Source organism: Pseudomonas sp. NA-150 (assembly GCF_044336365.1).
GTDB lineage: Bacteria > Pseudomonadota > Gammaproteobacteria > Pseudomonadales > Pseudomonadaceae > Aquipseudomonas.
In genome coordinates this window covers 1,357,552-1,381,739 of sequence record NZ_CP172305.1, presented here as the reverse complement: position 1 = coordinate 1,381,739, position 24,188 = coordinate 1,357,552, and the positions used below count along the sequence as shown (strand labels likewise).

The window sequence follows — 24,188 nt, the reverse complement described above, 5'->3', positions numbered from 1 at the left end:
TCTACTAGTCCGGCTTGCCGGCAATGGCGAATCTGAAATCGCCATCGCCGACAAGCCGGACTGCTACGAACTTTGCGAGAGCCTTACTCGCAGGTGGTCAGCTTCAAGAAGATCGCCGCCAACTGTTCGACTCCCGCCTGATCCGCCTCGCTGAAACGTCCGACACTCGGACTGTCCAGATCCAGCACACCAATCAAGCGCCCGTCCTTGACCAATGGCACCACCAGTTCGCTGTTGGAGGCGCTGTCGCAAGCGATGTGCCCCGGGAACACGTGAACGTCCTCGACGCGCTGAGTCTTCAGCGACGCCGCCGCTGCACCGCACACGCCCCGACCGAACGGAATGCGCACACAGGCAATCTGGCCCTGGAAGGGACCCAGCACCAACTCCTCGCCCTGAGTCAGGTAGAAACCGGCCCAGTTCAAATCATCCAGCTGACTGAACAGGAATGCGGAAAACTGCGCGGCATTGGCGATGAAATCGCGCTCGTCAGCCAACAGTGACTCCAACTGAGCCGCGAGCAGGCTGTAACCGTCCAGACCGGCACCGCTGTTTTGTAAATCGATCATGCTTGTTGCTCCAACAATTTAAGACCAACCCAGTAGCGCGCGAACTGGTAAGCGCAACGGCCATTGCGATTGCCACGTCCAGTCGCCCAACGGACGGCGAGAATGTCCAGCTCTTCATCGCGCTGCCATTTGAGGCCAGACGCCGAGGCCAATTCGCCGATCCAGTGTTCAACGACGTCCAGAAAGTGCTCTTGGGTGAAGGGATAAAAGGACAGCCACAGGCCGAAACGGTCGGACAAGGCGATCTTGTCTTCGACCGCCTCGCTCGGGTGCAGCTCGCCGTCATCGCCGCGTTTCCAGTGCTCGTTGTCGCTTTCCTTTTCCGGCACCAGGTGGCGACGGTTGGAAGTGGCGTACAACAGCACATTGTCCGGCGCTTGTTCCAGCGAACCGTCCAGCACGCTTTTCAGTACGCGGTAATCGCTCTCGCCCGCTTCAAACGACAGGTCATCGCAAAACAGCACGAAACGCTGGGGCAGCTTCTGCAATTGCTCGACCACGCGCGGCAGGTCGCCCAGGTGGTCGCGCTCGATTTCGATCAGACGCAAGCCGTCTTGATGGTTCTCGGCCAACAGCGCCCGAACCAGCGAAGACTTGCCCGTCCCGCGCGATCCCCACAACAGTGCGTGGTTGGCTGGCAGGCCGTCGATGAATTGGCGGGTGTTGCGCGACAGTTGATCACGTTGGCGGTCGACACCGATCAAGTCGGTCAGACGCATGTCCAGGCTGACCTCCAACGGCATCAGGTAACCACTGCGACCTTCCTGCACCCAGCGCGCAGCCAGCGAGCGGTTCCAGTCAACGGCCTGGCGCGGAGCCGGCAGTAGCGGCTCCAATCGAGCCAGCACGGTTTCGGCTCGCTCGAGAAAGGCGTTCAATCGAGAGTCCACGTTGTCTCCTTAATTAATCTCAATAAAGGCAAGGCCCAATCGGCTATGCTTGCTCAGCGAAGGAACCGAGGATCGGCTTTACCCCATGGATATATCGTTCATCAACCGCCTGTCGTTCAAGCAAGCGCGGCTGACAGTCCTGGTCGGTTTCGTTTTGGGAACCGTGCTCAGCCTGGTGCAAATTACCCTCGATTATGCCAGCGAAGACGCCTCGATCGATCGTGAAATTCGTTCGCTGCTGGAAATCAGCCACAACCCGGCTTCGCGCATCGCCTACAACATCGATGCCGAACTGGCTCAGGAACTGACGTTAGGGCTGCTGCACTCCCCGGCGGTGATCGGTGCCCGCCTGAGCGATAACAACAATGTAACCTTGGCCAGCGTCGATCGTCTGCCCGCCCAAAGTCGATACCGGGTGATCAGCGATTTCCTGTTTAGCGCCAGCCGCCAGTTCGATGACCCGCTGTACCTCGACCATCTGCCCAACGATCCCATGGGCAATCTGCACCTTGACGTCGATACCTACGCCTTCGGCAGCCATTTCCTGCAGCGCGCCGAGATCACCCTGGTCAATGGCTTTACCCGCAGCCTGCTGCTGAGCGCGATCCTGTTGATGCTGTTCTATGTCTCACTGACCAAGCCACTGGTGACAGTCATCGGCGCGCTGGCCAGCCGCGACCCCCGTCAGCCGAATCAACCGCCCCTCGCCTGCCCGCCACGTCACGAACAGGATGAAATCGGGGTACTGGTGCAAGTCGCCAACCAACAGTTTGACATGGTCGCCAGCGAGTTTTCCCGCCGCCGTGTCGCCGAGAACAGCCTCACTCGCCATTTGAGCGAGCTGGAAAATATCGTGGCCGCGCGCACCATCGAACTCAAGGCCAGCAACCTGCGCCTCAGTCGCTCCAACGATGAGTTGCAGATTGCGCGCAGCACCGCCATGGACATGGCTCACGCGCGCTCGGTGTTCCTGGCCAACATGAGTCACGAAATCCGTACGCCGCTCAACGGCCTGCTGGGCATGCTCTCGCTGTCGCTGGATAGCTCGCTGACCGCCGAACAACGCCAACAGCTGTCGATTGCCCACGACTCCGGCAAGGTGCTAGTGGAGTTGCTCAACGATATTCTCGACCTGTCGAAATTCGACGCCGGCCAGCTTGAGCTGGAGCGCATTCCGTTCGACCTGGGGGCCTTGGTGGAGGACACCGCCAACCTGCTGTCGCAAAACGCCGCCCCCAGCGTGGAACTGACCTGCCTTATTGAGCCAAGCTTCCCGGCGATGATCCTGGGCGACCCGACGCGGGTTCGGCAGATCGTCAGCAACCTGTTGTCCAACGCCCTGAAGTTCACCCGTTTCGGCCGCGTCGATGTGCGCCTCAGCCGCCACGGCGACGGCATCCGCATCGAAGTGCGCGACACCGGTATCGGTATCGCCGAGGACGACCAGGCGAAAATCTTCCAGCCCTTCACCCAGGCTGCGGCCGGGATCACCCGGCAGTTTGGCGGCACCGGCCTCGGCCTGGCCCTGACCCACAACCTGTGCGGCGCGATGAAGGGTCACCTGAGCATTGAGTCCAAAGTCGGTTTCGGCAGTCGCTTCTATGCCGACCTGCCGCTGCCCACCCATGTCCCGGCGCCGCTGCCGGTGAAACTCAGCGGTCGGGTCATCGCCGTCAGCCCGTCGGACAGCGGTCTGGCTGAACTGCTGGGCAGTTTGCTACCCGGTTGGGGAATCGAATACCAGCGCTATGGCCTTGGCGACAGTCTGTTTGGCCTTAACCCCGACCTGCTGATCACTGACTGTCCGGAGTGCCTGTTCGGCCTGCGCCCGGCCATCGAAGTGCCGATTCTGCTGATCACCGCGTACGGCAATTTCATGCCGAGTGAACAGGTCACCGCCCTCGCACCGCTGCAACAACAGGCCCGCCCGCTGGCACGCAACGCGCTGTACCAGACCTTGCGCCGAATCCTGCAACCGGAAGACCTCGATACCGACGAGTTGACGTATAGCGATCAGGCCAGCCCGCGCCGGGCGCGAATTCTGTTGGTCGAGGACAACCCGGTCAATCAGTTGGTGGCCAAAGGCATGCTCAGCAAACTCGGCTACGACGTGGTCGTCAGCGGTCACGGGTCCGATGCGTTGGAGCAATTGGAATTGCACAGCTTCGATCTGGTGTTGATGGACTGCAATATGCCGGTGATGGATGGCTACGAAGCCAGTCGGCAGATTCGCCAGAGCGGGCGCTGGCCAAACATGCCGATCATTGCCCTGACCGCCAATGCGATGCCTGAAGAGCGCGAACGCTGCCGGGCGGCAGGCATGAGCGACTACCTGGCCAAACCCTTCCGCCGCGAAGAACTGATCAGCTTACTGGATCAGTGGTTGCCTGCGGCACGAAGCTGAGATCCCATGTAGGAGCGAACTTGTTCGCGAGGCGGTGTATCTGACACACCGCGTAAAGCCCCTCGCCAACAAGTTGGCTCCTACAGTGTGATATTTCGATTATTTCAGCATCGCTTCGATATCGTCGGTGAGCTCTTGCGGCTTGGTCAGCGGCGCATAGCGCTTGACCAGCTTGCCGTCCTTGCCGATCAGGAACTTGGTGAAATTCCATTTGATGCGTTCAGAGCCCAGCAAACCCGGCGCCTGTTTCTTCAACTGGACGAACAGTGGGTGCGCTTCGGCGCCATTGACATCGATCTTTTTGAACAACGGGAAACTGACCCCATAATTCAATTCACAGAACTCGGAAATCGCGCCTTCGTTGCCCGGTTCCTGGTGGCCGAACTGGTTGCAAGGAAAGCCCAACACCACCAGGCCCTTGTCCTTGTAGCTCTGCCACAGCTGCTCCAGGCCTTTGTACTGCGGGGTGAAACCGCATTTGCTGGCGGTGTTCACCACCAAAACGGCCTTGCCGGCAAAATCGGCCAGAGTCTTTTGCTCACCCTTGATGGTGGTGCACGGAATGGTCAGCAGATTTTCGCTCATGGCGACACCTTCAAGAATTGGATTTTGAATGAAACATAGTGCGCAATTCACTTGCGCGCAATTTAATTCACCCCATCAATACCTTGGCATAAGAGGCCAGCCTTCATTTTACTCCCTTGGAACAAGGTCCAGGCACACCGAGTTGATGCAGTAGCGCAGGCCGGTCGGCGGTGGACCGTCCGGGAACACATGACCCAAATGCGCGTCGCATTTGGCGCACACCACTTCGGTGCGGATCATCCCGTGGCTGACGTCACGCACTTCGATCACTGCGCTGCCTTCGAGCGGCGCGTAGAAGCTCGGCCAGCCGCAACCGGAGTCGAATTTGGTCTCGGAATCGAATAACGCTTCATTGCAGCACACGCAGTGGTAGACGCCAGCGGTCTTGGTGCTGTTGTACTTCCCGGAAAACGGCCGTTCAGTGCCCTTTAGACGACAAACGTTGTACTGCTCTGGATCAAGCATTGCCTGCCATTCTTCACGGGTTTTTTGCAGCTTATCCACGGGTACACCTCCGAATCTTAAAAAGCCCGATCTGTATCTTTTCCACGGATCGGGTGGCACGTATGATTGCGCCTCGTTAGACGCCAGTCTGTCACCCACGTTTCACGCATACAAATCCATTTTCATGGCGTTCTGCTCGGCGACCCAGGTTGTGTGTCTACACTGGCTCGTCCATTTTCGGGATCAATCACCATGCAGGTCAGCAAATCGAACAAGCTCGCCAACGTCTGCTATGACATTCGCGGGCCAGTGCTCAAGCACGCCAAACGCCTGGAAGAGGAAGGCCATCGCATCCTCAAGCTGAACATCGGCAACCCGGCGCCATTTGGCTTCGAAGCGCCGGACGAAATCCTGCAGGACGTGATCCGCAACCTGCCAACGTCCCAGGGCTACAGCGACTCCAAGGGTCTGTTCAGCGCGCGCAAGGCGGTGATGCAGTACTACCAGCAGAAGCAGGTGGAAGGCGTCGGCATTGAAGACATCTACCTGGGCAACGGCGTGTCCGAGCTGATCGTGATGTCGATGCAGGCGCTGCTCAACAACGGCGACGAAGTGCTGATCCCGGCCCCGGACTACCCGCTGTGGACCGCTGCCGTAAGCCTGGCCGGCGGCAACCCGGTGCATTACCTGTGTGACGAACAGGCCTACTGGTGGCCTGACCTGCAGGACATCAAGGCCAAAATCACGCCGAACACCAAGGCCATGGTGATCATCAACCCGAACAACCCGACGGGCGCGGTCTACCCCAAGGAAGTGTTGCTGGGCATGCTCGAACTGGCGCGCCAGCACAACCTGGTGGTGTTCTCCGACGAGATCTACGACAAGATTCTGTACGACGAAGCCCTGCACATCGCCACTGCCTCGCTGGCGCCGGACCTGCTGTGCCTGACCTTCAACGGCCTGTCCAAGTCGTACCGCGTGGCGGGTTTCCGTTCCGGCTGGGTAGTGATTTCCGGTCCGAAGCTGCACGCACAGAGCTACATCGAAGGCATCGACATGCTGGCCAACATGCGCCTGTGCGCCAACGTGCCGAGCCAGCATGCGATTCAGACCGCGCTGGGCGGCTACCAGAGCATCAACGACCTGGTGCTGCCGCAAGGCCGCCTGCTGGAGCAACGCAACCGTACCTGGGAGTTGCTCAACGACATCCCCGGCGTCAGCTGCGTCAAACCGATGGGTGCACTGTACGCGTTCCCACGCATCGATCCGAAAATCTGCCCGATCCATAACGACGAGAAGTTCGCCCTCGACCTCCTCTTGTCGGAAAAACTGCTGATTGTGCAAGGCACCGCCTTCAACTGGCCATGGCCGGATCACTTCCGCGTGGTGACCCTGCCACGGGTCGATGACCTAGAGCAGGCGATTGGCCGTATCGGTAACTTCCTCAAGACCTATCGCCAGTAACCGATTTGTTTCCAAGCACTCCGGCTGGCCGGCGATAAAGATTTCGTAATCGCTATCGCCCGCAATCCGGACTGCTTGAGATAGCGAATACCTGCCATTGCTCTACTCCCCGCCTCTGCGCCAACGGTCCATAATGACCTGGCGACGTCAGACGACACAGTTTGAAATAGTCCCCCGGTTGAATCGCCACCCACATCACCTTATATACCCCGCATCACGTTACACATTCTTCACGAGGAGAAATTCCCAACCATGATGCGCATTTTGCTGTTTTTGGCCACTAACCTGGCGGTCGTGCTCATTGCCAGCATTACCCTGAGCCTGTTCGGCTTCAACGGGTTTATGGCGGCCAATGGCGTTGACCTGAATCTTCAACAACTGCTGGTCTTCTGCGCTGTTTTTGGTTTCGCAGGCTCGCTGTTCTCGCTGTTCATCTCCAAGTGGATGGCAAAGATGAGCACCGGCACCCAGATCATCACCCAGCCGCGTACCCGCCATGAACAATGGCTGCTGCAAACCGTTGAGCAATTGTCCCGCGAAGCCGGGATCAAGATGCCGGAGGTCGGCATCTTCCCGGCCTATGAGTCCAACGCGTTCGCCACCGGCTGGAACAAGAACGACGCACTGGTCGCGGTGAGCCAGGGCCTGCTGGAGCGCTTCTCACCCGACGAAGTAAAGGCCGTGCTGGCCCACGAAATCGGCCACGTCGCCAACGGTGACATGGTGACCCTGGCGCTGGTGCAAGGTGTGGTGAACACCTTCGTCATGTTCTTCGCGCGGATCATCGGCAATTTCGTCGACAAGGTGATCTTCAAGAACGAAGAAGGCCAGGGCATGGCCTACTACATCGCGACTATCTTTGCTGAACTGGTTCTGGGCTTCCTCGCCAGCTCCATCGTCATGTGGTTCTCGCGCAAACGCGAATACCGCGCTGACGAAGCCGGTGCCCGCCTGGCCGGCACCAGCGCCATGATCAGTGCCTTGCAGCGCCTGCGCTCGGAACAGGGCGTGCCGGTGCAGATGCCGGACAGCCTGACCGCCTTCGGCATCAACGGCGGCCTCAAGCACGGCCTGGCCGGCTTGTTCATGAGCCACCCGGCACTAGAAGATCGCATCGAGGCGCTGCGTCGTCTCGGCTGATAAGCTTCAGGCAGCGTGACAGAAGGGCGACGCGAGTCGCCCTTTTTGTTTTCGGTCGCAAAGGAAGCCCCACCATGCGCTCACTCACCATCGTCTGCATCGCCCTCCTCGCCCTCAGCGGCTGCCAGGGTGCCTATTTCGCCGCCATGGACAGCGCCGGAATCTCCAAACGGCAAATGCTCTCCGGCCGGGTCGAGGATGCGCGGGACTCGCAAAAAAACACCCAGAAGCATGTCAGCAGCGCGCTGGAGAACTACCGGGCCGTGGTGCATTTCGACGGCGGCGACCTGGAGAAACGCTACAACGCCTTGAACGATGACCTGCAAGCCAGCGAAAAAAGCGCGGCCGCCGTGCATCAACGCATTGAGGCCGTCGAAACCGTGGCCGATGCGCTGTTCGATGAGTGGCAGGGTGAGCTGGGTCAGTACAGCAATCAGGACCTGCGTGCCGCCAGCGCCAAACAGCTGGAGCGCACCCAGACCGAATACCGCGAACTGCTACAGAACATGAAGACCGCCGAAAGCCGCATCGAACCGGTACTCAGCGTATTGCGCGATCAGGTGCTGTTCCTCAAGCACAATCTCAACGCCGAAGCGATAGGTGCGCTGAAGGGTGAAAGCGGCAACCTGCAAAACAACATCTACGGGCTGCTGAAAGACATGCAGCGCTCCATCGACGGCGCCGATGCCTTCGTTCGCCAGTTACAACGCAATGCCGCGCCGTAGACGATAGACTCGCTCCGCCAGCCGCGTGGCGCCCGCCTGGAGGAACTTTGAGCTGCTGGCCAGGACATCGCGTTCTTCGAGAATTTCCAACTGCCACTCCGCCGCCAGCAATTGCTGAACATTGGCATCCGGCACCGAAAATGGCGGACCATCGATTTGCGTCTGATCGTAATCCAGCGTGACTAACAGCCCGTTGCAGGTTGCCGGCAGAATCCGGGTCAGGTGCTGTGCATAGCGTTCGCGCATCTCGGGCGGCAGTGCGATCAGCGCGGCGCGGTCGTAAAGTCCAGCGCAGTCGGCCACATCATTTACCGTCAGGGCGAAAAAATCCCCGCACCAGAGTTCAATGGATTCAGCGCTGTAGACCTTGAACGGCCCTTGCTGACTGATCTGCGCGGATAGCTGTTGCTCGCTAAAGAACTCCTCGATAGCTTTTTCTGACAGCTCGACCCCCAGCACCTTCAACCCTTGCCCCGCCAGCCAGGCCAGATCGAGGCTCTTGCCACACAACGGCACCAACACCCGAGCGCCCTCGGAAATGCCGACATCCCCCCAAAAGCGCAACAGGTACGGATTGACCTCCGATGAATGAAAGCCAATCTGATTGCTGGCCCAACGCTTGTGCCAAAACTCCGGCTGCATACCTACTCCTGATAATTCGATCAGTTAGTACTAAAACATATATTGGATTTAGATCAATGTTTAGCCTGAAGATGAGCCATCTTAACGCTCAGGACACCCTCTATGTTCCCTAGCTTGTATATCTCTCACGGCTCGCCAATGCTCGCGCTGGAACCCGGAGCGAGCGGCCCTGCGCTGGCCCGGCTGGCCGCTGAAATGCCCCGGCCGCGGGCGATCGTCATCGTCTCGGCACACTGGGAAAGCCAGGAGCTGCTGGTCAACGGCAACCCACAACCGGAGACCTGGCATGACTTCGGTGGCTTTCCGGCAGCGCTGTTTGCCGTGCAATACCCGGCACCCGGCCTGCCGACGTTGACCCACGAAGTCGGCGAACTGCTTAGCGCTGCTGGCTTGCCAGTACGAATCGACACTCGCCGTCCGTTTGACCATGGGGTCTGGGTGCCGCTGTCATTGATGTATCCGCAGGCCGACATTCCGGTGGTGCAGGTATCGTTGCCTAGCCGTCAGGGCCCCGAGCTGCAAACCAGAGTCGGCCAGGCATTGGCCAGCTTGCGCGAACAAGGCGTGCTGGTGATCGGTTCCGGCAGCATTACTCACAACTTGCGTGAGCTGGATTGGCAGGCGGGGCCGGAAAGCGTCGAGCCTTGGGCGCTGGAATTCCGTGACTGGGTTGTGGATAAGTTGGCGAGTGATGATGAAGCCGCGCTGCATGATTACCGGCGTCAGGCGCCGCATGCCGTGAAGAATCATCCGAGCGATGAGCATTTGCTGCCGCTGTATTTTGCCCGAGGTGCCGGCGGTGAGTTCAGCATCGCGCATCAGGGTTTTACGATGGGCGCGCTGGGGATGGATATCTATCGGTTTGGGTGATTAACGTGTCGCTTCATTCGCCAACAAGTTGGCGCCCACAGAGGATCTGTGGCTGGAATGAAATCTGAGCGCCACAACAAACCTGTAGGAGCTGCCGAAGGTTGCGATTGGCATTCGAACGCGGCGACCGGTTCCCAGTCGATCGCAGCCTGCGGCAGCTCCTACAGGAAATTTTTGATTTACCAAAACCAAGCAAAAAAAATCCCCGAACCAGTCGGGGATTTTTTCGTTCAGACGATCAGCTCAAGAGCAGATCAGTCTTCGCGATAGCGACGCAGCTTCAACTGCTTGCCTGCAACGCGGGTGTCCTTGAGTTTCGTCAGCAGACGCTCAAGGCCATCTTCCGGCAGTTCAACCAGGCTGAAGCTGTCACGCACCTGGATGCGACCGATGGCTTCGCGGGCCAGGCCGCCTTCGTTGAGGATTGCACCCAGCAGGTTCTTGGCGGCGATACCGTCACGCGCGCCCAGCGCGGTACGGCAACGAGCACGACCTTCAGCCAGTGGAACCGGAGCGCGACGCTCGCGATCAGCACCGCTGCGCTCTGGACGATCACCCGAAGACGAACGATCGCTACGCTCACGTGGCGCGCTGGTCGGAACCAGTGGGCGGTCACGTTCGATGGCAGCCAGGGTCAACGCTTGACCGTTGGTAGCCTTGCGCAGCAGAGCAGCGGCCAGGGCACGCGGGCTGCAACCGATATCGGCAATCAGGCGATCCAGCAGATCACCGTGAGTCGATTCAGCGTCAGCGACCAGCGGGGTCAGGCTGTTGGTCAATTTCTTGATGCGAGCATCGAGAACGGCTTGAGCGTCCGGCAGGCGAACTTCAGCAACTTTCTGACCGGTTACACGCTCGATCACTTGCAGCATGCGGCGCTCACGAGGAGTCACCAGCAGCAGTGCACGACCTTCGCGACCAGCACGGCCGGTACGGCCGATACGGTGAACGTAGGACTCTGGATCGTAAGGCATGTCCACGTTGAATACGTGGGTGATACGCGGTACGTCGAGACCACGGGCAGCAACGTCGGTCGCGACCACGATGTCCAGACGGCCATCCTTGAGCGAGTCGATGACGCGTTCACGTTGGTTCTGGGCAATGTCACCGTTCAGCGCAGCGGCTTTGTAGCCTTTGGCTTCCAGGGCACTGGCCAGGTCCAGGGTCGCTTGCTTGGTACGCACGAACATGATCAGTGCGTCGAAGTCTTCCACTTCCAGCAGGCTCAGAACAGCCGAGGTCTTCTGGTCAGCGTGAACCAGCAGGTGAGCCTGTTCGATCGCGGTAACGGTCTGGGTCTTGGTCTGGATCTTGACGTGCTTCGGATCGCGCAGATGGCGTTCAGCGATGGCACGGATCGAAGACGGCAAGGTGGCCGAGAACAATACGGTCTGGCGGCTTTCCGGCATGGCCTTGAAGATGACTTCCAGGTCGTCCATGAAGCCCAGCTTGAGCATTTCGTCGGCTTCGTCGAGAACCAGGTGGTTCACGGTCGCCAGGACTTTCTCATCACGACGCAGGTGGTCGCACAGACGGCCCGGGGTAGCGACAACGATCTGCGCGCCGTTACGGATGGCTTTCAGCTGTGGGCCCATCGGCGCACCGCCGTAGACAGCCACAACCGTTACGCCTGGCATTTGCTTGGCGTAGGTTTCGAAAGCGGTCGCAACCTGCAGCGCCAATTCACGAGTCGGCGCGAGGATCAGCGCTTGTGGTTCGCGTTTGGCTGGGTCGATACGATGCAGGATCGGCAAGGCGAACGCAGCGGTTTTACCCGTACCGGTTTGCGCCTGACCAATCATGTCGTGACCGGCCATGATGATCGGGATCGACTGATACTGGATAGCCGAAGGCTCTTCGTAGCCGGTCGCAATGACAGCTGCAAGGATATTCGGGTGAAGTTCAAAAGCGGCGAAGCCGCCGGTTTCCTGGGTCATGGGTCTGCCTCTAAGTGCATCCGCAAAGACCCATGTTCCAAAGCTGCGCGTGCCGTGTAAGACCCTAGAGTCGCCCTGGCTGCTTTGTCGGCGGGGATTTGCGAAAACGTTTGAATGAATGGATCGTAAAGGATAGTCCGCATAGCGAACAAGCAGCCGAAGCTGGCTTCGGGAATTGCGATACCTGTACGAGGGCCCTGTTAAGGCCGGCGCGCACTATACCGGAATTACGCGAAAAAGGCAGGGCTATTTTCAGAAAAGAATCCACCGAGCGTCTATCTGTCACAGGCTTTGCGCAAATTGTGTCCAGTGTCTATTTTGCAAAGGCCTGTGGTTGCTCGGTGCGACTGCTTAAAAGGTTCACTGGTTTGCCGGTCCAATGCTCGTCCGCCCTCCTCCCGCGCGCAAGGATTTTGCCTATGCCTTCATCTACCAACGGTCGAGTCAGCCGCGAACAACGGGGCCATGTCCTGTTGATCGGGCTGGACCGCGTCGCCAAGCGCAACGCCTTCGATGTCGATCTGCTCAATGAACTGAGCCTCGCCTACGGCGAATTCGAACGCAACGCGTCGGCTCGGGTGGCGGTGGTGTTCGCCCATGGTGAGCATTTCACCGCCGGGCTGGACCTGTTGTCGTCCGGGCCGGTGCTGGCCGCCGGCTGGGCCTTGCCGGAAGGCGGTTACGATCCCTGGGGGGTATTCGCCGGACCGCGCGTGAGCAAGCCGGTGATCGTCGCGGCCCAGGGTTACTGCCTGACCATCGGCATCGAATTGATGCTCGCTTCGGACATCAACCTGTGCGCCAGCAACACCCGCTTTGCGCAAATGGAGGTCCAGCGCGGAATTTTCGCCTTTGGTGGTGCCACCCTGCGCCTGCATCAACGCGCGGGCTGGGGCAACGCCATGCGCTGGTTGCTGACCGGCGATGAGTTCGACGCCCATGAGGCGTATCGCATGGGCCTGGTGCAGGAGGTGATGGCCAGCGAGGATCTGTTGCCGCGCGCCGTACAACTGGCCGCGCGGATTGCCGAGCAGGCGCCGCTGGGGGTTTACACCACGCTGGCCTCGGCCCGGCAGGCGTTGCTTGAGGGCGAGAGTGCGGCGGCGAAAAACCTTCCCGAATTGGCGCGCAAGGCGTTGGCGACGGAGGATGCTCAGGAGGGCGTTCGGGCGATGTTGGAGCGGCGGCCGGGCAACTTCAAAGGCCTGTAGGAGCTGGCTTGCCTGCGATCAATGCGGCGCGGGGTGTCAGACACACCGTCATCGCGGGCAAGCCCGCTCCTACATGGGGATTGCCCATACCGATCAAGTCGCGGGGCGGAGGGTGTTGATTAGCGCCTGCAACGAGTAGCCCAAACGCGGCGCAAGGGCTTCGGCGCGAGCGGTCAGTCCCGGCAAATCGAGGGTCTGGTCCAGGTCGGACGGCACGATCAGGATCACGTTGCCTTCTTTTACCGGCAACTCCCAATAGTGGCGATGGTAGAGCCCGCGGAACAATGCTGCGCCCAGTGGCTTGCCGTCATCGCTGGCCCATTGGTTGATCACCAGCCAGCCGCCTGGATTCAGACGCTTCTGACAATCCTCCAGGAAACGCCACGCAAGATGACCAACACCCGGACCGACGTCGGTGTACAGATCGACGAAGATCAGGTCGGCCGGCTCGGCGGTATTGAGCAACTCCAGGGCGTCACCAATACGGATATACAGCCGTGGATCATCGTCCAGCCCGAGGAATTCGATGGCCAGGCGCGGTACATCCGGGCGCAGTTCGATGGCTTCGACATCTTCCAGCGGCAGAAACTTCAGACACGCCTGCGTCAGGGTTCCCGCACCCAACCCGAGGAATAACGCACTTTCCGGTTCGGCATGGCACAACGCGCCGATCAGCATGGCACGGGTATAGTCGTACTCCAGCCAGGCAGGGTCGGCGGTGAAGGTGCAGCTCTGCTCGATGGCGTCGCCAAATTCGAGGAAGCGATAGTCCTCCACTTCCAGCACGCGGATCATGCCGAAGTCGTCGTGCACTTCGGCCAGGATCGTTTCTACGCGCTCGCGCTCCTCAGTCATTGCCACTCCTGACAGACCGCCGGGTGGCGATCGGGAAAACGCGGATTGTCCTCCGTGCGACCATTTGCAGGCAAGCCCGCCGCGCCTGTTAACATGGGCGTCCGACTGCATTGACCTGGATTTCAACATGAACCAACCCTGGAGCCCCGACAGCTGGCGGGCACTGCCGATTCAGCAGCAACCTCACTACCCGGACGCCGCGCACCTGTTGCAGGTCGAGCAAAGCCTGGCGAGTTACCCGCCGCTGGTGTTCGCCGGGGAAGCCCGTGAGTTGCGTCGACAGTTTTCCGAGGTGACCCAGGGCCGTGCGTTCCTGCTGCAAGGCGGTGATTGCGCGGAAAGCTTCGTCGAGTTCTCGGCGGCGAAGATTCGCGACACGTTCAAAGTGCTGCTGCAAATGGCGATTGTCATGACCTTTGCCGCTGGCTGCCCGGTGGTCAAGGTCGGGCGCATGGCCGGTCAATTTGCCAAGCCGCGTTCGGCCAACGATGAAACCATCGGCGGCGTGACGTTCCCGGCCTACCGTGGCGACATCGTCAACGGCATCGGTTTCGATGAAAAAAGCCGCGTGCCCGATCCGGATCGCTTGCTGCAGGCGTATCACCAGTCCACCGCAACCCTGAACCTGCTGCGTGCTTTCGCTCAGGGCGGCTTTGCCGACCTGCATCAAGTGCATCAGTGGAACCTGGATTTCATCGCCAACTCAGCGTTGTCCGAGAAGTACAGCCAACTGGCCGGCCGCATCGACGAAACCCTGGCCTTCATGCGCGCCTGCGGCATGGACACCTCGCCACAACTGCGCGAGACCAGTTTCTTCACCGCCCACGAAGCTCTGCTGCTGAATTATGAAGAAGCCTTCGTCCGTCGCGACAGCCTGACCAACGATTACTACGATTGCTCGGCGCATATGCTGTGGATCGGCGATCGCACGCGGCAACTGGACGGTGCCCACGTCGAGTTCCTGCGCGGGGTGAATAACCCGATCGGGGTCAAAGTCGGCCCAAGCATGGACCCGGAAGACCTGATCCGCCTGATCGACATCCTCAACCCGGACAACGATCCAGGCCGCCTGAACCTGATTGCGCGCATGGGCGCGAACAAGGTCGGCGATCACCTGCCACAACTGATCCGCACGGTTGAACGTGAAGGCCGCAAAGTGTTGTGGAGCTCCGACCCGATGCACGGCAACACGATCAAGGCCAGCAGCGGTTACAAGACCCGCGACTTCGCGCAGATCCTCAATGAGGTGAAGCAGTTCTTCCAGGTGCACCAGGCGGAAGGCACCTACGCCGGCGGCATCCACATCGAAATGACCGGGCAGAACGTCACCGAATGCATCGGCGGCGCGCGTCCGATTACTGAAGATGGCTTGTCGGACCGTTACCACACCCATTGTGATCCACGGATGAATGCCGATCAGTCGCTGGAGTTGGCGTTTTTGATTGCTGAAACATTGAAGCAAGTGAGGCGCTGATTAAACGGATGATCGCGGGCAAGCCCGCTCCTACAAGGGACCGACTGTAGGAGCGGGCTTGCCCGCGATGGCGGCCGCAAATGCCACCCGCAACCGCGCCGCACTCACCCGCTGACAATTGATCTGCACTTCAGCCAACCCCAGCCAATCGGCCATCTGCCGCAGATTACGCGCCAGCGCCTGCATACCCTCTTCATCCAGCCCCGGCTCTTCCTCGTGCACCGCATGCACCGCCAATCGTCCAAGCGCACGTTCAGCCCGCAGATCTACCCGCGCGGCAATCCGTTCGTTGTGCAAAAAGGGCAGCACGTAATAGCCGTATACCCGTTTATCCTGTGGGGTATAGATTTCCAGCCGGTAGCGGAAGTCGAACAACCGCTCGGTGCGGCTGCGTTCCCAGATCAATGAATCGAACGGCGACAGCAAGGCCGACGCCGAGACTTTTCGCGGCAGTTTCACCTCTGGCAGGCAATACGCCGGTTGCCGCCAGCCCTGGACTTGCACCACCTGCAAGGCGCCGTCTTCGACCAATTGCGCCAGCCCCTCGCGACTCTCCGTCGGGGTCAGGCGGAAGTAGTCACGCAGGTCTTTGTCGGTGCCGACACCCAGCGCCGTCGCCGCATGCAACAGCAAACTGCGCTGGGCTTGCGCCTCGCTCAATTCAGGGTGATCAAGAATGGCCGAGGGCAGCACCCGCTCAGGCAAATCGTACAATCGCTCGAACCCGCGCCGCCCGGCCACAGTGACTTCACCGGCCGCAAACAGCCATTCCAGCGCATGTTTTTCCGCACTCCAGTCCCACCAGGGACCGGCGCGTTCCTGGCGCGTGGTCAGGCTGCCCGCGCCCAGCGCACCTTGCTCACGAACCGACTGCAAGACCCGGGCAATGGTTGCCTGTTGTTCGCGGCCGAACGTGGCCATCTGCTGATAAATACCCACGCCCTGCGACGCCTGACGCATGCGCCAACGCATCAACGGGTAAAGACTCAGGGGTAAGAGAGACGCCTCGTGGCCCCAGTATTCGAACAGCTTGCGCTGTTTGCCCTGGCTCCAGGCGGCTTGATCCAGCAGAGGTTGGGCATAGTTGCCCAGACGGGAATACAGCGGCAGATAGTGTGAACGCACCAACGCGTTGACCGAGTCGATTTGCAGCACGCCCAGGCGTTCGATCATCTGTGCGACATGCGTCGCCTTGATCGACACAGGCGTCTGGCGCCCATTGAACCCCTGGGCGGCCAGCGCCAAACGCCGTGCTTGTTTAAGCGATATTTCTGCGGACATTCAGGTCTCCTGATCTGCCCGCAACGCTACCTGATCGACTACACAGTTGTCAGTGGGTAACTGAGCTTTTCCAGAATGGCAGCTCGGCTTCCTGCTGAATGTCAGCGCGACTCATGCCGATGTCTTTCAGCGTGTCATCGCTCATCTTGGCCAATGCCTGACGTGCCTGATGCACGGCGTACCAGGTGGCAATTCGCTCGCCGATGGCCGACAACCAGTGGGTCGACGAGCCAGTGTGTTCAACGTTAAAGCCAGTTTGAGTTTTCATTTGTTTGCCTCCAGTGGGGATGGCCCTAGTGTCGCGCCAGCCCCGGTTTCGCTCCAACAAATGCGAATGATGTCCGGCATCTGGAAGATTGATAACAGGGCCGATGCTGTCAGCGGCGCATCGGATCGCTCCAGAACGGACGCTCGGTTTCCTGCTGGATATCCGCGCGACTCATGCCGATGTCCTTCAGCGCCTCATCACTCAATTTCGCCAACGCATCACGCTCCAGATGCAGCGTGTACCAACGGTCGACCCGTTGCGCCAGCGCCGACCACCAATGGCTCGACGAGCCTTTGTGAATCACGACATAACCTTTTTGACCTTTCATCTGCTTGCCCTCCAAGTGGGGATGGCTTCAGTGTCGCGCCGGGGCTATGATCAATCCAACGAATGTTTCTTATGCAGTGCATCTGGGAGATTGATGAATTGGCCAGTTACCCCAGCATCGATAGCGAGCTGTTACGGACCTTCGTCGCGATTGCCGATGAGGGTGGCTTTACCCGTGCCGGCGAGGTGGTCAACCGCACTCAGTCGGCGGTCAGCATGCAGATGAAGCGCCTGGAAGACGACGTGGTGCAGCGCCCGCTGTTTCAGAAAGACGGGCGCAGCGTCAGCCTCACGGCCGAGGGCCAAGTGCTGCTCGGTTATGCCCGGCGCATCCTCAAGCTGCATGGCGAAGTGTTCAACACCTTGCGCGAACCGCACATGGTCGGCACGGTGAAGATCGGTTCCCCGGACGATTACGTGATGCGCTTTTTGCCGGGCATCCTGCAGCGCTTTGCCCAGGCCTATCCGCTGATCCAGGTGGAAGTGCATTGCGAGCCATCCAAGCAGCTGCTGCAACGGCAGGACTTGGACTTGAGCATCGTCACCCGCGAGCCGGGCACCGAAATCGGGCAGATTCTGCGTCAGGAACGTTTCGTCTGGATGGAGGCCGCCGGCTTCTGCCCCCACGAACAAACGCCGCTGCCGCTGGCGATGTTCAACACGGATTGCTTCTGCCGGGTCTGGGCCTGCAACGCGCTGGACGCCAATGAGCGCGAATACCGGGTCGCGTACACCAGCGGCAGTTTGGCGGCGATCCACGCGGTGGTCAGCGCCGGTCTGGCAATCACCGCGCAACTGGAAAGCCTGCTGACCTCGGACTTGCGCATCATCGGAGCCGCGGAAGGCCTGCCGCTGTTGCCGTCCGCCAGCATTGTCCTGCTGCGCAATCCGAACAATCCGTCGCCGATCACCGAATGCATGGCGGAGTACATCACCGAGGGCTTCAAACTTTAAGGGCGAGGACTACCGCGCAGATCACCAGGAAGCCACAGAACAGGCTGCGCAACAGCCGTTCCGGTAACGAATGCGCCAGCCTCACGCCCCAACTGATGCTGGCCAGACCGCCGATGGCCAGGGGAATCCCCAACTGCCAGTCAACGTGGCCATGCACCGCGTAGGTGACCAGGGTGATGGCGGTGCTCGGGGTCGCCAACGCCAGTGCCAGGCCCTGCGCCGCCACCTGCGAGGCACCGAAGATGCCGGTCAAAATCGGCGTCGCGATCACCCCGCCACCGACACCGAACAGCCCTCCGGTAACGCCCGACCCCACCCCCAGCAACCACAGCCATTGCGGATGACGCAGCTCGGGGCTGAAATCGCCCTTGCGCCAGTACATCTGGATCAGGTTGAACAGGGTCAGGATCACCAGGAACACCACGAACCCCAGGCGCATGTTGTGCGCATCCAGACGCACCGCCCACAAGGACGTCAGCCACGCCAGACAGAAACTGGGGATGATCAACATCAAGGCATTGCGCAGCGAAATCCGGTTACGCTGGTTGTAGCGCCACAACGCCAGCAATACATTCGGCAACACCATCAGCAATGCCGTGCCTTGGGCCAACTGCTGGTCCAGACCAAACAGCACGCCCAGCGTCGGAATCGCCACTAACCCGCCGCCAATCCCGAACAACCCACCGAGGGTGCCCATCGCGGCGCCCAACCCCACAAACATTACAATCTCGATCACACCACCACCCCAATCAACTCATGGGCGCATGCTACGCAGTCCGGCCCTGCCGGGAAATGCGACCTGCGTCTGCAACTTCGCACATTTGCTGAACACAGGATTCACGCTTTGTGAACGGCACCGGGATATCGTTGAAGAATTTATCTGGTGCATTAAAGATCACAGCACTAAATTAGAGCGTAATACCGACACCGAGGACGCACTATGAGCACAGTCGACAACACCCCCGCCACTACGAGCAACCACAAACACCTACTGCTCGACAGTCAGCTGTGCTTCGCCTTGTATTCCACTTCGCTGGCCATGACCAAGGTCTACAAACCCCTGCTGCAAGCACTGGGCCTGACCTACCCGCAGTACCTGGCGATGATGGTGCTGTGGGAAAAGGACGGGGTGACGGTAGGCGATGTCAGCACCCGCCTGCTGACCGATCCAGGTTCGCTGACCCCGCTGCTCAAGCGCCTGGAAACCGAAGGCCTGCTCAGCCGTACCCGTAGCAAGGAAGACGAGCGCGTGGTGCTGCTGCACCTGACCGAGCAAGGCCGCGCGTTACGCGACAAAGCCAACGACATCCCCGCGTGCATCCTTGGCGCATCCGGCAAAACCATCACCGAGTTGAAGGCGATGCAGGCCGAATTGCTCGAGCTGCGTGGGAATCTGCACGGCAACTTGTAAGCCTTATTAGCAGCGGCGGACGTCCAATTCGCGCCGGCGATTGTGGTTCGATGAGCGCCTGAGCACCACGTTGGCGCTCTACGAACTGGAACTCTATAACCGGCGCACCAGCGACCCGGATGATAAAACCATCTAATCCACGCCTTCAGCATGTTGGCTCACACAGGGCCTGTGTCAGGCACAAATCCTCTGTAGGAGCTGCCGAAGGCTGCGATCAATCTATATCGCGAAGGCTGTTCCAGCCTTATCGCAGCCTTCGGCAACTCCTACAGCGTTGAGGTTATCCACAGATTTTTCCTCCAACCACACGACCCGTGACACCCCACTACCTCATCAGCGACCAGCGGTAAAATCTAAAAATACCTATAACAATCAGAATCTTAAAAAATAAAACCGTTGCAAAAATCAGCTCATCAGAATTTTCTTCAAAATTTATCTTGCGCACAAAATACATGCGCGATACATTTATCTGGCACTTAGTTAGCGCGCAAACATTTAGCGCAATAGAAACCCACTTAAACACCCCGAGGTTCCCTCATGAAAACTTTCAGCAAAGTGTTGACCGGTACCCTTCTCGCCCTGTCCATCGGCAATGCATTTGCCGCTGGCGGTTCGGATGTGGAGCACCACACTCAGGCATTCCTCGACGCACTCAACTCAGGCACCGGCAAGCCTATCGAGCAGTTGTCGGTCAAAGATGCCCGCGCAGTGCTGACCGGTGCGCAAGCCGGGGTGAAGTTGACGTTGCCTAAAGCCGACGTCAGCCAGAAGACCATCACGGTCGACGGCCAGTCCATCAGCCTGACCATCGTGCGTCCGGCCGGGGTCAAAGGGACGTTGCCAGTGTTCATGTACTTCCACGGCGGCGGCTGGGTGCTGGGCGACTTCCCGACCCACGAACGTCTGGTGCGTGACCTGGTAGCCGGTTCGGGGGCAGTGGCGGTGTTCGTCAATTACACCCCGTCGCCAGAAGCGCACTACCCGATCGCGATCAACCAGGCCTACGCCGCGACCAAATGGGTGGCTGAACACGGCAAGGAAATCAACGTTGACGGCAAACGCCTGGCAGTAGCGGGCAACAGCGTCGGCGGCAACATGGCAGCGGTCGTGGCGCTGATGGCCAAAGACAAAGGCACCCCGGCGATCAAGTACCAAGTGCTGTTGTGGCCAGTAACGGATGCCAACTTCGATACCGGTTCATACAACCAGTTTGCTGAAGGGCATTTCCTGACCCGCAACATGATGAAGTGGTTCTGGGATAACTACACCACCGACGCCAACCAGCGTAACGAGATCTACGCCTCGCCGCTGCGCGCCACCACCGAACAACTCAAAGGCCTGCCACCTGCACTGGTGCAGACCGCCGGCTCCGATGTCTTGCGCGACGAAGGTGAAGCCTACGCCCGCAAACTGGACCAGGCGGGAGTTGATGTGACCGCAGTGCGTTACAACGGCATGATCCACGACTACGGTCTGCTGAACGTGGTCAGCCAGGTTCCCGAAGTGCGCTCGGCCCTGCTGCAAGCGTCTGAAGAACTGAAGGTGCACTTGAAGTAACCAAACCCACAGGCAAAAAAAGCCCGCAGCGATGCGGGCTTTTGCGTTTCAGCGGTACAAGGTTGCGCTTATTTAGCGCGGCCTTTGTACGAACCGCCTTCACGGGTATCGATTTCGATCATGTCGCCAATTTCGACGAAGTCAGCAACGCTCAGCTCAGTGCCGTTTTTCAGCTTGGCTGGCTTCATGACTTTGCCCGACGTGTCGCCACGAGCGGAACCTTCGGTGTAGTCAACCTGACGCACGATAGTGGTCGGCAGTTCTACGGAAACCAGACGGTCTTCGAAGAAGATCGCTTCGCAGACGTCGGTCATGCCTTCTTCCACGAATGGCAGAACGGCTTCGATGTCTTCGGCGTTCAGCTCGTACATGGTGTAGTCAGTGGTGTCCATGAACGTGTAAGTGTCACCGCTGATGAAAGACAGGGTGGCTTCTTTACGGTCGAGGATCACGTCTTCCAGTTTGTCGTCGGCGCTGTAGACGATTTCAGTCTTGTAACCGGTCAACAGGTTCTTCAACTTGGTCTTCATGATTGCGCTGTTACGACCAGACTTGGTGAATTCAGCTTTCTGAACCAGCCAAGGGTCATTCTCGAGCTTGATCACGGTACCGGGTTTCAGTTCTTTACCAGTTTTCATTACGAATATCCGAATTTGGATGGATTTACAAAAATCTAGGCCGCGTATCATAGCCAATTTCGGTAAAACAAGGCCAGCGCTGCCGCGAGATCGGGTTGCGAGGCTTGTTCCAGACACCAGCGCTCGGCGTGTTGGCTGACTTCCAGCCACTGTTTCTGCAACGCCAACCAGCATTGGCCCATGTCCTGACCCGCATTCCACCCCCGCCAAACATCGCGCATGGCCTGTTCAGCCGCGGGCGAGAGGCCTTTTAGGTAGAGGTCGAGAAAGGCATCGAGCTTGATCCAGTGCGCATCGTCGTCCTGTTCGTAGATGTGCCACAGCAGCGGCCGACCGGCCCATTGCGCGCGAACGAACGAGTCTTCGCCACGCACGGCGTTGAAATCGCAGCACCACAACAGGCGGTCGTATTGCTCCTGTCGGACGAATGGCAACACCTGAACGGTCAACGCACCGCGCACATGCAGGGTACCGGCCTGTAACGCGTCGACCCCGAGCCAACGCTGCAGGTCGCCGAGAATCCTCCCTTCCGGCACCAACAGGTGAGTGTGTTGACTGTCGGCGGCCAGCGTATCCAGCCAACTGGCCAGCCCGGCATTTTCATAGGCGAACAGTGAAATCAGCCGCGCGCCCTCGGCCGCAACCACACCCAAACCCTGGAGAAACTGATGTTGGGCAGCGATGTCCTGCTGGAACGCCTGACGCTGATCGATCAAGCCCGCTTCGCGCAACAGGCCACCGGTCGTCGGGCGAAATCCGGGGAAGAAGAAGATTTTTCGCACACCGTTGGGCTGCGGCGACGGCAAAGCGTGGCAACCCGAGACCCAGTCCTCGGCGCTGAGGTATTCCAGGTTCAGCCACAAGGGCGCCCGCGTACGCTTGGGCATGGCTTCGATATACGCAGCTGGCAGACGACAGGCGAACGCCTCAATCACCACATCCGCAGGTTCGACAGTCTGCCAGTCCTTGCGCCAATGACACACGCTGACGCCGTCCTGCCACTGTTGCTCGGCCTGCGGATCGGCAGCGGGGCACAGACGGGCGAACGGCTGTAGATCATCCACCCACAAGCGCACGCTGAACGGGTACTCGGCCGCCAATTGCCGGGCCAAACGCCAGGTCACGCCGATGTCGCCGTAGTTATCCACAACCGTGCAAAAAATATCCCAGGTGGCTTTCATGCCAGATGTCCGAACCCTAAAGCGCTTGATTGTCGGTCATAACGGCCGGCAAGCTCCAGCTTAGACCGTCTGTCATGCGACAATCAGCGTCATCCACCGACTACACCAGGAAGCCGAAATGTCCACTCATCCCGTGAAATTGATTGTCTGCATTGCCCTGGGCGTCTGGCTCGGACTGGTTGCCACCGCGGCCACCGGTATCTTCGCCTACAACACCTTGGTGATAGGCAAGGTCAATGCCGTGAGCGCGGCCATCGGCAGTATGACCAGCCACAAATCCCGTGCGGAAAATACCGACGCCGAGTCAGACACTTCCAGCATGTTCGAGAAGTACAAACAAAACCTGATGGACACCCAGGCACAGCAAAACCATGAAACGGCCCAGGCCGAACGGGACAAACGCATGAGCGGTCCGAAATGCCAGTTCTGGATGCAGCAGGATCAGACTGCCCCGAGCGAAAAAACCCGCGCCAACGTTAACCAGTTCTGTGGTTGAAAATTGATGCCTGCGCTTCCGAATAAATCCGTGGTCCTGGACCTGATCATCGCCCGGCTCAAGGTCGATCTGGACCTTTTGCAGCGCGCCGCACAAAGCGCCTACGAAACCGCGACCCACGAAGAAAACATCGCCGAAAACAAGTACGACACCTTGGGTCTGGAAGCGTCTTATCTGGCGACCGGACAGGCCCGACGTGTCGAAGAGATTCGTCAGTCACTGGTGCAGTTCCAGAACCTCAGTCTGAAACCCTTCGATGAACAGCGCGGGATTCAGATCGGCGACCTGATCAGCCTCGAAGCCGAAAACGGCAGCCAGCAACAACTGTTTCTTGGCCCTGATGCAGCCGGTCTGAAAATCCAGGAGGACGACCTTTTAGTGACCGTGATCACAACTCGCGCACCGTTGGGGAAAAATTTATTGGGCAAGGCAGAAGGCGATGAGATCGAAATCACCATCAATGCCGCGAGCCAGACGTTTTCGGTAATTAATGTCCTCTGAGACCTATCCGTTTGCAGGGTTGATCCCCTCAACTTTTTCTGGGTATCGTTGGGTGGTCGCTACAATAACAATGGCCTGGACGGATTTTCCAGGAACATGGACTCATAAAAAAGGAGATTTTTCATGTCGAACGTCATCACTTTTCCTGACGCCCATGAACGTGATCGCCTCAAGTCCAGTCAGCATCCCGGATTGCTGTACCTGAGCAAAAAAGAGCGCCTGTTGATCGAAGAACTGCGCATGACCAGCCATGCCGGTCGGCAATACGTGTACGACTACGCGCACATCATGCAGGCGTCGAAGCCTTTGCATCCTGATTGAGTGATGTTCAGCCCGTATTCAGGCGTAACGTCTGGCGGGCATA

25 protein-coding genes and 1 pseudogene are annotated in these 24,188 nt (G+C 59.2%); 13 read left to right on the top strand and 13 right to left on the bottom strand.

What is annotated here, in order from left to right; genetic code table 11:
• Positions 1–83 precede the first annotated feature (83 nt).
• Both ACF0H7_RS06630 and ACF0H7_RS06625 read right to left on the bottom strand, forming a co-directional pair.
• The gene (locus ACF0H7_RS06630; RefSeq protein ID WP_397451990.1) at positions 84–569 is read right to left on the bottom strand and encodes a GAF domain-containing protein; all 486 of its coding nucleotides are present in this window, start codon (positions 567–569) and stop codon (positions 84–86) included.
• A complete protein-coding gene (locus ACF0H7_RS06625; protein ID WP_397451989.1) occupies positions 566–1,459 on the bottom strand; it encodes an ATP-binding protein in 894 nt (297 codons plus the stop codon). Before ACF0H7_RS06625 ends, ACF0H7_RS06630 begins: the two co-directional genes overlap by 4 nt.
• Positions 1,460–1,544: 85 nt before the next feature.
• Here ACF0H7_RS06625 and ACF0H7_RS06620 point away from each other — a divergent pair, with 85 nt between their 5' ends.
• Positions 1,545–3,863 carry a response regulator gene (locus ACF0H7_RS06620; protein WP_397451988.1) on the top strand — a complete coding sequence of 773 codons (2,319 nt, stop codon included), beginning with the start codon at positions 1,545–1,547 and terminating at the stop codon, positions 3,861–3,863.
• 99 nt (positions 3,864–3,962) lie between these two features.
• On the opposite strand, the gene ACF0H7_RS06615 is transcribed toward ACF0H7_RS06620, so the two are convergent.
• Both ACF0H7_RS06615 and msrB read right to left on the bottom strand, forming a co-directional pair.
• Positions 3,963–4,448, bottom strand: coding sequence for a glutathione peroxidase (locus ACF0H7_RS06615; protein WP_397451987.1), 486 nt, complete (start codon positions 4,446–4,448; stop codon positions 3,963–3,965).
• A gap of 108 nt (positions 4,449–4,556) precedes the next feature.
• On the bottom strand, positions 4,557–4,952 hold the full coding sequence (gene msrB / locus ACF0H7_RS06610) for a peptide-methionine (R)-S-oxide reductase MsrB (RefSeq protein WP_397451986.1): 396 nt from the start codon (positions 4,950–4,952) through the stop codon (positions 4,557–4,559).
• Positions 4,953–5,144: 192 nt separating this feature from the next.
• On the opposite strand from msrB, the gene ACF0H7_RS06605 reads away from it, so the two are divergent.
• From ACF0H7_RS06605 to ACF0H7_RS06595, 3 genes are all read left to right on the top strand, one after another.
• A complete protein-coding gene (locus ACF0H7_RS06605; RefSeq protein ID WP_397451985.1) occupies positions 5,145–6,356 on the top strand; it encodes a pyridoxal phosphate-dependent aminotransferase in 1,212 nt (403 codons plus the stop codon).
• Between the two features lie 252 nt (positions 6,357–6,608).
• Entirely contained in the window at positions 6,609–7,496 is an 888-nt protein-coding gene (htpX, locus tag ACF0H7_RS06600) for a protease HtpX (protein WP_397451984.1), read from the top strand.
• Between the two features lie 74 nt (positions 7,497–7,570).
• Positions 7,571–8,221, top strand: coding sequence for a DUF2959 domain-containing protein (locus ACF0H7_RS06595; protein ID WP_397451983.1), 651 nt, complete (start codon positions 7,571–7,573; stop codon positions 8,219–8,221).
• Here ACF0H7_RS06595 and ACF0H7_RS06590 read toward each other — a convergent pair.
• Entirely contained in the window at positions 8,198–8,863 is a 666-nt protein-coding gene (locus ACF0H7_RS06590) for a thiopurine S-methyltransferase (protein WP_397451982.1), read from the bottom strand. The genes ACF0H7_RS06595 and ACF0H7_RS06590 overlap by 24 nt on opposite strands.
• 102 nt (positions 8,864–8,965) lie before the next feature.
• On the opposite strand from ACF0H7_RS06590, the gene ACF0H7_RS06585 reads away from it, so the two are divergent.
• Complete coding sequence (locus tag ACF0H7_RS06585) at positions 8,966–9,733, top strand: DODA-type extradiol aromatic ring-opening family dioxygenase (protein WP_397451981.1); 768 nt, start codon at positions 8,966–8,968, stop codon at positions 9,731–9,733.
• Positions 9,734–9,987: 254 nt separating this feature from the next.
• Here ACF0H7_RS06585 and ACF0H7_RS06580 read toward each other — a convergent pair.
• Positions 9,988–11,704 (bottom strand): annotated as a pseudogene (locus ACF0H7_RS06580) (DEAD/DEAH box helicase).
• A 385-nt stretch (positions 11,705–12,089) separates the two neighbouring features.
• On the opposite strand from ACF0H7_RS06580, the gene ACF0H7_RS06575 reads away from it, so the two are divergent.
• Positions 12,090–12,881, top strand: a complete 792-nt coding sequence (locus ACF0H7_RS06575) for a crotonase/enoyl-CoA hydratase family protein (RefSeq protein WP_397451980.1) — start codon at positions 12,090–12,092, stop codon at positions 12,879–12,881.
• Between the two features lie 93 nt (positions 12,882–12,974).
• Here ACF0H7_RS06575 and ACF0H7_RS06570 read toward each other — a convergent pair whose 3' ends face one another.
• Positions 12,975–13,736 carry a spermidine synthase gene (locus ACF0H7_RS06570; RefSeq protein WP_397451979.1) on the bottom strand — a complete coding sequence of 254 codons (762 nt, stop codon included), beginning with the start codon at positions 13,734–13,736 and terminating at the stop codon, positions 12,975–12,977.
• 127 nt (positions 13,737–13,863) lie between these two features.
• Between ACF0H7_RS06570 and ACF0H7_RS06565 the strand changes: the two genes are divergently transcribed.
• Complete coding sequence (locus ACF0H7_RS06565) at positions 13,864–15,210, top strand: class II 3-deoxy-7-phosphoheptulonate synthase (protein ID WP_397451978.1); 1,347 nt, start codon at positions 13,864–13,866, stop codon at positions 15,208–15,210.
• Positions 15,211–15,240: 30 nt separating this feature from the next.
• On the opposite strand, the gene ACF0H7_RS06560 is transcribed toward ACF0H7_RS06565, so the two are convergent.
• The 3 genes from ACF0H7_RS06560 to ACF0H7_RS06550 all read right to left on the bottom strand — a co-directional run bounded on the left by ACF0H7_RS06560 (position 15,241) and on the right by ACF0H7_RS06550 (position 17,087).
• Complete coding sequence (locus tag ACF0H7_RS06560) at positions 15,241–16,491, bottom strand: winged helix-turn-helix domain-containing protein (RefSeq protein ID WP_397451977.1); 1,251 nt, start codon at positions 16,489–16,491, stop codon at positions 15,241–15,243.
• Between the two features lie 49 nt (positions 16,492–16,540).
• Positions 16,541–16,759, bottom strand: a complete 219-nt coding sequence (locus ACF0H7_RS06555) for a DUF1127 domain-containing protein (RefSeq protein ID WP_397451976.1) — start codon at positions 16,757–16,759, stop codon at positions 16,541–16,543.
• Positions 16,760–16,868: 109 nt separating this feature from the next.
• A complete protein-coding gene (locus tag ACF0H7_RS06550) occupies positions 16,869–17,087 on the bottom strand; it encodes a DUF1127 domain-containing protein (RefSeq protein ID WP_397451975.1) in 219 nt (72 codons plus the stop codon).
• A gap of 71 nt (positions 17,088–17,158) precedes the next feature.
• On the opposite strand from ACF0H7_RS06550, the gene ACF0H7_RS06545 reads away from it, so the two are divergent.
• Positions 17,159–18,040 carry a LysR substrate-binding domain-containing protein gene (locus ACF0H7_RS06545; protein ID WP_397451974.1) on the top strand — a complete coding sequence of 294 codons (882 nt, stop codon included), beginning with the start codon at positions 17,159–17,161 and terminating at the stop codon, positions 18,038–18,040.
• On the opposite strand, the gene ACF0H7_RS06540 is transcribed toward ACF0H7_RS06545, so the two are convergent.
• Positions 18,030–18,776, bottom strand: a complete 747-nt coding sequence (locus ACF0H7_RS06540; RefSeq protein WP_397451973.1) for a sulfite exporter TauE/SafE family protein — start codon at positions 18,774–18,776, stop codon at positions 18,030–18,032. The two genes, ACF0H7_RS06545 and ACF0H7_RS06540, sit on opposite strands and share 11 nt — an antisense overlap.
• Positions 18,777–18,980: 204 nt before the next feature.
• On the opposite strand from ACF0H7_RS06540, the gene ACF0H7_RS06535 reads away from it, so the two are divergent.
• Both ACF0H7_RS06535 and ACF0H7_RS06530 read left to right on the top strand, forming a co-directional pair.
• Complete coding sequence (locus ACF0H7_RS06535) at positions 18,981–19,451, top strand: MarR family winged helix-turn-helix transcriptional regulator (RefSeq protein WP_397451972.1); 471 nt, start codon at positions 18,981–18,983, stop codon at positions 19,449–19,451.
• Positions 19,452–19,988: 537 nt separating this feature from the next.
• A complete protein-coding gene (locus ACF0H7_RS06530; protein ID WP_397451971.1) occupies positions 19,989–21,008 on the top strand; it encodes an alpha/beta hydrolase in 1,020 nt (339 codons plus the stop codon).
• A gap of 68 nt (positions 21,009–21,076) precedes the next feature.
• Here the strand turns inward: ACF0H7_RS06530 and ACF0H7_RS06525 are convergent, their stop codons facing one another.
• Positions 21,077–21,646, bottom strand: coding sequence for an elongation factor P (locus ACF0H7_RS06525; RefSeq protein WP_397451970.1), 570 nt, complete (start codon positions 21,644–21,646; stop codon positions 21,077–21,079).
• Between the two features lie 47 nt (positions 21,647–21,693).
• Entirely contained in the window at positions 21,694–22,827 is a 1,134-nt protein-coding gene (gene earP, locus ACF0H7_RS06520; RefSeq protein WP_397451969.1) for an elongation factor P maturation arginine rhamnosyltransferase EarP, read from the bottom strand.
• 118 nt (positions 22,828–22,945) lie between these two features.
• Between earP and ACF0H7_RS06515 the strand changes: the two genes are divergently transcribed.
• From ACF0H7_RS06515 to ACF0H7_RS06505, 3 genes are all read left to right on the top strand, one after another.
• A complete protein-coding gene (locus tag ACF0H7_RS06515; protein ID WP_397451968.1) occupies positions 22,946–23,323 on the top strand; it encodes a hypothetical protein in 378 nt (125 codons plus the stop codon).
• A gap of 6 nt (positions 23,324–23,329) precedes the next feature.
• A complete protein-coding gene (locus ACF0H7_RS06510; protein WP_397451967.1) occupies positions 23,330–23,824 on the top strand; it encodes a GreA/GreB family elongation factor in 495 nt (164 codons plus the stop codon).
• Between the two features lie 123 nt (positions 23,825–23,947).
• A complete protein-coding gene (locus ACF0H7_RS06505) occupies positions 23,948–24,145 on the top strand; it encodes a hypothetical protein (protein WP_397451966.1) in 198 nt (65 codons plus the stop codon).
• Positions 24,146–24,188 lie beyond the last annotated feature (43 nt).

Bases quoted from the DNA above. Each gene is read 5' to 3' on its own strand.
- ACF0H7_RS06630 (WP_397451990.1), bottom strand. From the start codon at position 569: ATGATCGATTTACAAAACAGCGGTGCCGGTCTGGACGGTTACAGCCTG.
- ACF0H7_RS06620 (WP_397451988.1), top strand. From the start codon at position 1,545: ATGGATATATCGTTCATCAACCGCCTGTCGTTCAAGCAAGCGCGGCTG.
- ACF0H7_RS06615 (WP_397451987.1), bottom strand. From the start codon at position 4,448: ATGAGCGAAAATCTGCTGACCATTCCGTGCACCACCATCAAGGGTGAG.
- ACF0H7_RS06605 (WP_397451985.1), top strand. From the start codon at position 5,145: ATGCAGGTCAGCAAATCGAACAAGCTCGCCAACGTCTGCTATGACATT.
- htpX (WP_397451984.1), top strand. From the start codon at position 6,609: ATGATGCGCATTTTGCTGTTTTTGGCCACTAACCTGGCGGTCGTGCTC.
- ACF0H7_RS06595 (WP_397451983.1), top strand. From the start codon at position 7,571: ATGCGCTCACTCACCATCGTCTGCATCGCCCTCCTCGCCCTCAGCGGC.
- ACF0H7_RS06590 (WP_397451982.1), bottom strand. From the start codon at position 8,863: ATGCAGCCGGAGTTTTGGCACAAGCGTTGGGCCAGCAATCAGATTGGC.
- ACF0H7_RS06585 (WP_397451981.1), top strand. From the start codon at position 8,966: ATGTTCCCTAGCTTGTATATCTCTCACGGCTCGCCAATGCTCGCGCTG.
- ACF0H7_RS06575 (WP_397451980.1), top strand. From the start codon at position 12,090: ATGCCTTCATCTACCAACGGTCGAGTCAGCCGCGAACAACGGGGCCAT.
- ACF0H7_RS06570 (WP_397451979.1), bottom strand. From the start codon at position 13,736: ATGACTGAGGAGCGCGAGCGCGTAGAAACGATCCTGGCCGAAGTGCAC.
- ACF0H7_RS06565 (WP_397451978.1), top strand. From the start codon at position 13,864: ATGAACCAACCCTGGAGCCCCGACAGCTGGCGGGCACTGCCGATTCAG.
- ACF0H7_RS06560 (WP_397451977.1), bottom strand. From the start codon at position 16,491: ATGTCCGCAGAAATATCGCTTAAACAAGCACGGCGTTTGGCGCTGGCC.
- ACF0H7_RS06555 (WP_397451976.1), bottom strand. From the start codon at position 16,759: ATGAAAACTCAAACTGGCTTTAACGTTGAACACACTGGCTCGTCGACC.
- ACF0H7_RS06550 (WP_397451975.1), bottom strand. From the start codon at position 17,087: ATGAAAGGTCAAAAAGGTTATGTCGTGATTCACAAAGGCTCGTCGAGC.
- ACF0H7_RS06545 (WP_397451974.1), top strand. From the start codon at position 17,159: ATGCAGTGCATCTGGGAGATTGATGAATTGGCCAGTTACCCCAGCATC.
- ACF0H7_RS06535 (WP_397451972.1), top strand. From the start codon at position 18,981: ATGAGCACAGTCGACAACACCCCCGCCACTACGAGCAACCACAAACAC.
- ACF0H7_RS06530 (WP_397451971.1), top strand. From the start codon at position 19,989: ATGAAAACTTTCAGCAAAGTGTTGACCGGTACCCTTCTCGCCCTGTCC.
- ACF0H7_RS06525 (WP_397451970.1), bottom strand. From the start codon at position 21,646: ATGAAAACTGGTAAAGAACTGAAACCCGGTACCGTGATCAAGCTCGAG.
- earP (WP_397451969.1), bottom strand. From the start codon at position 22,827: ATGAAAGCCACCTGGGATATTTTTTGCACGGTTGTGGATAACTACGGC.
- ACF0H7_RS06515 (WP_397451968.1), top strand. From the start codon at position 22,946: ATGTCCACTCATCCCGTGAAATTGATTGTCTGCATTGCCCTGGGCGTC.
- ACF0H7_RS06510 (WP_397451967.1), top strand. From the start codon at position 23,330: ATGCCTGCGCTTCCGAATAAATCCGTGGTCCTGGACCTGATCATCGCC.
- ACF0H7_RS06505 (WP_397451966.1), top strand. From the start codon at position 23,948: ATGTCGAACGTCATCACTTTTCCTGACGCCCATGAACGTGATCGCCTC.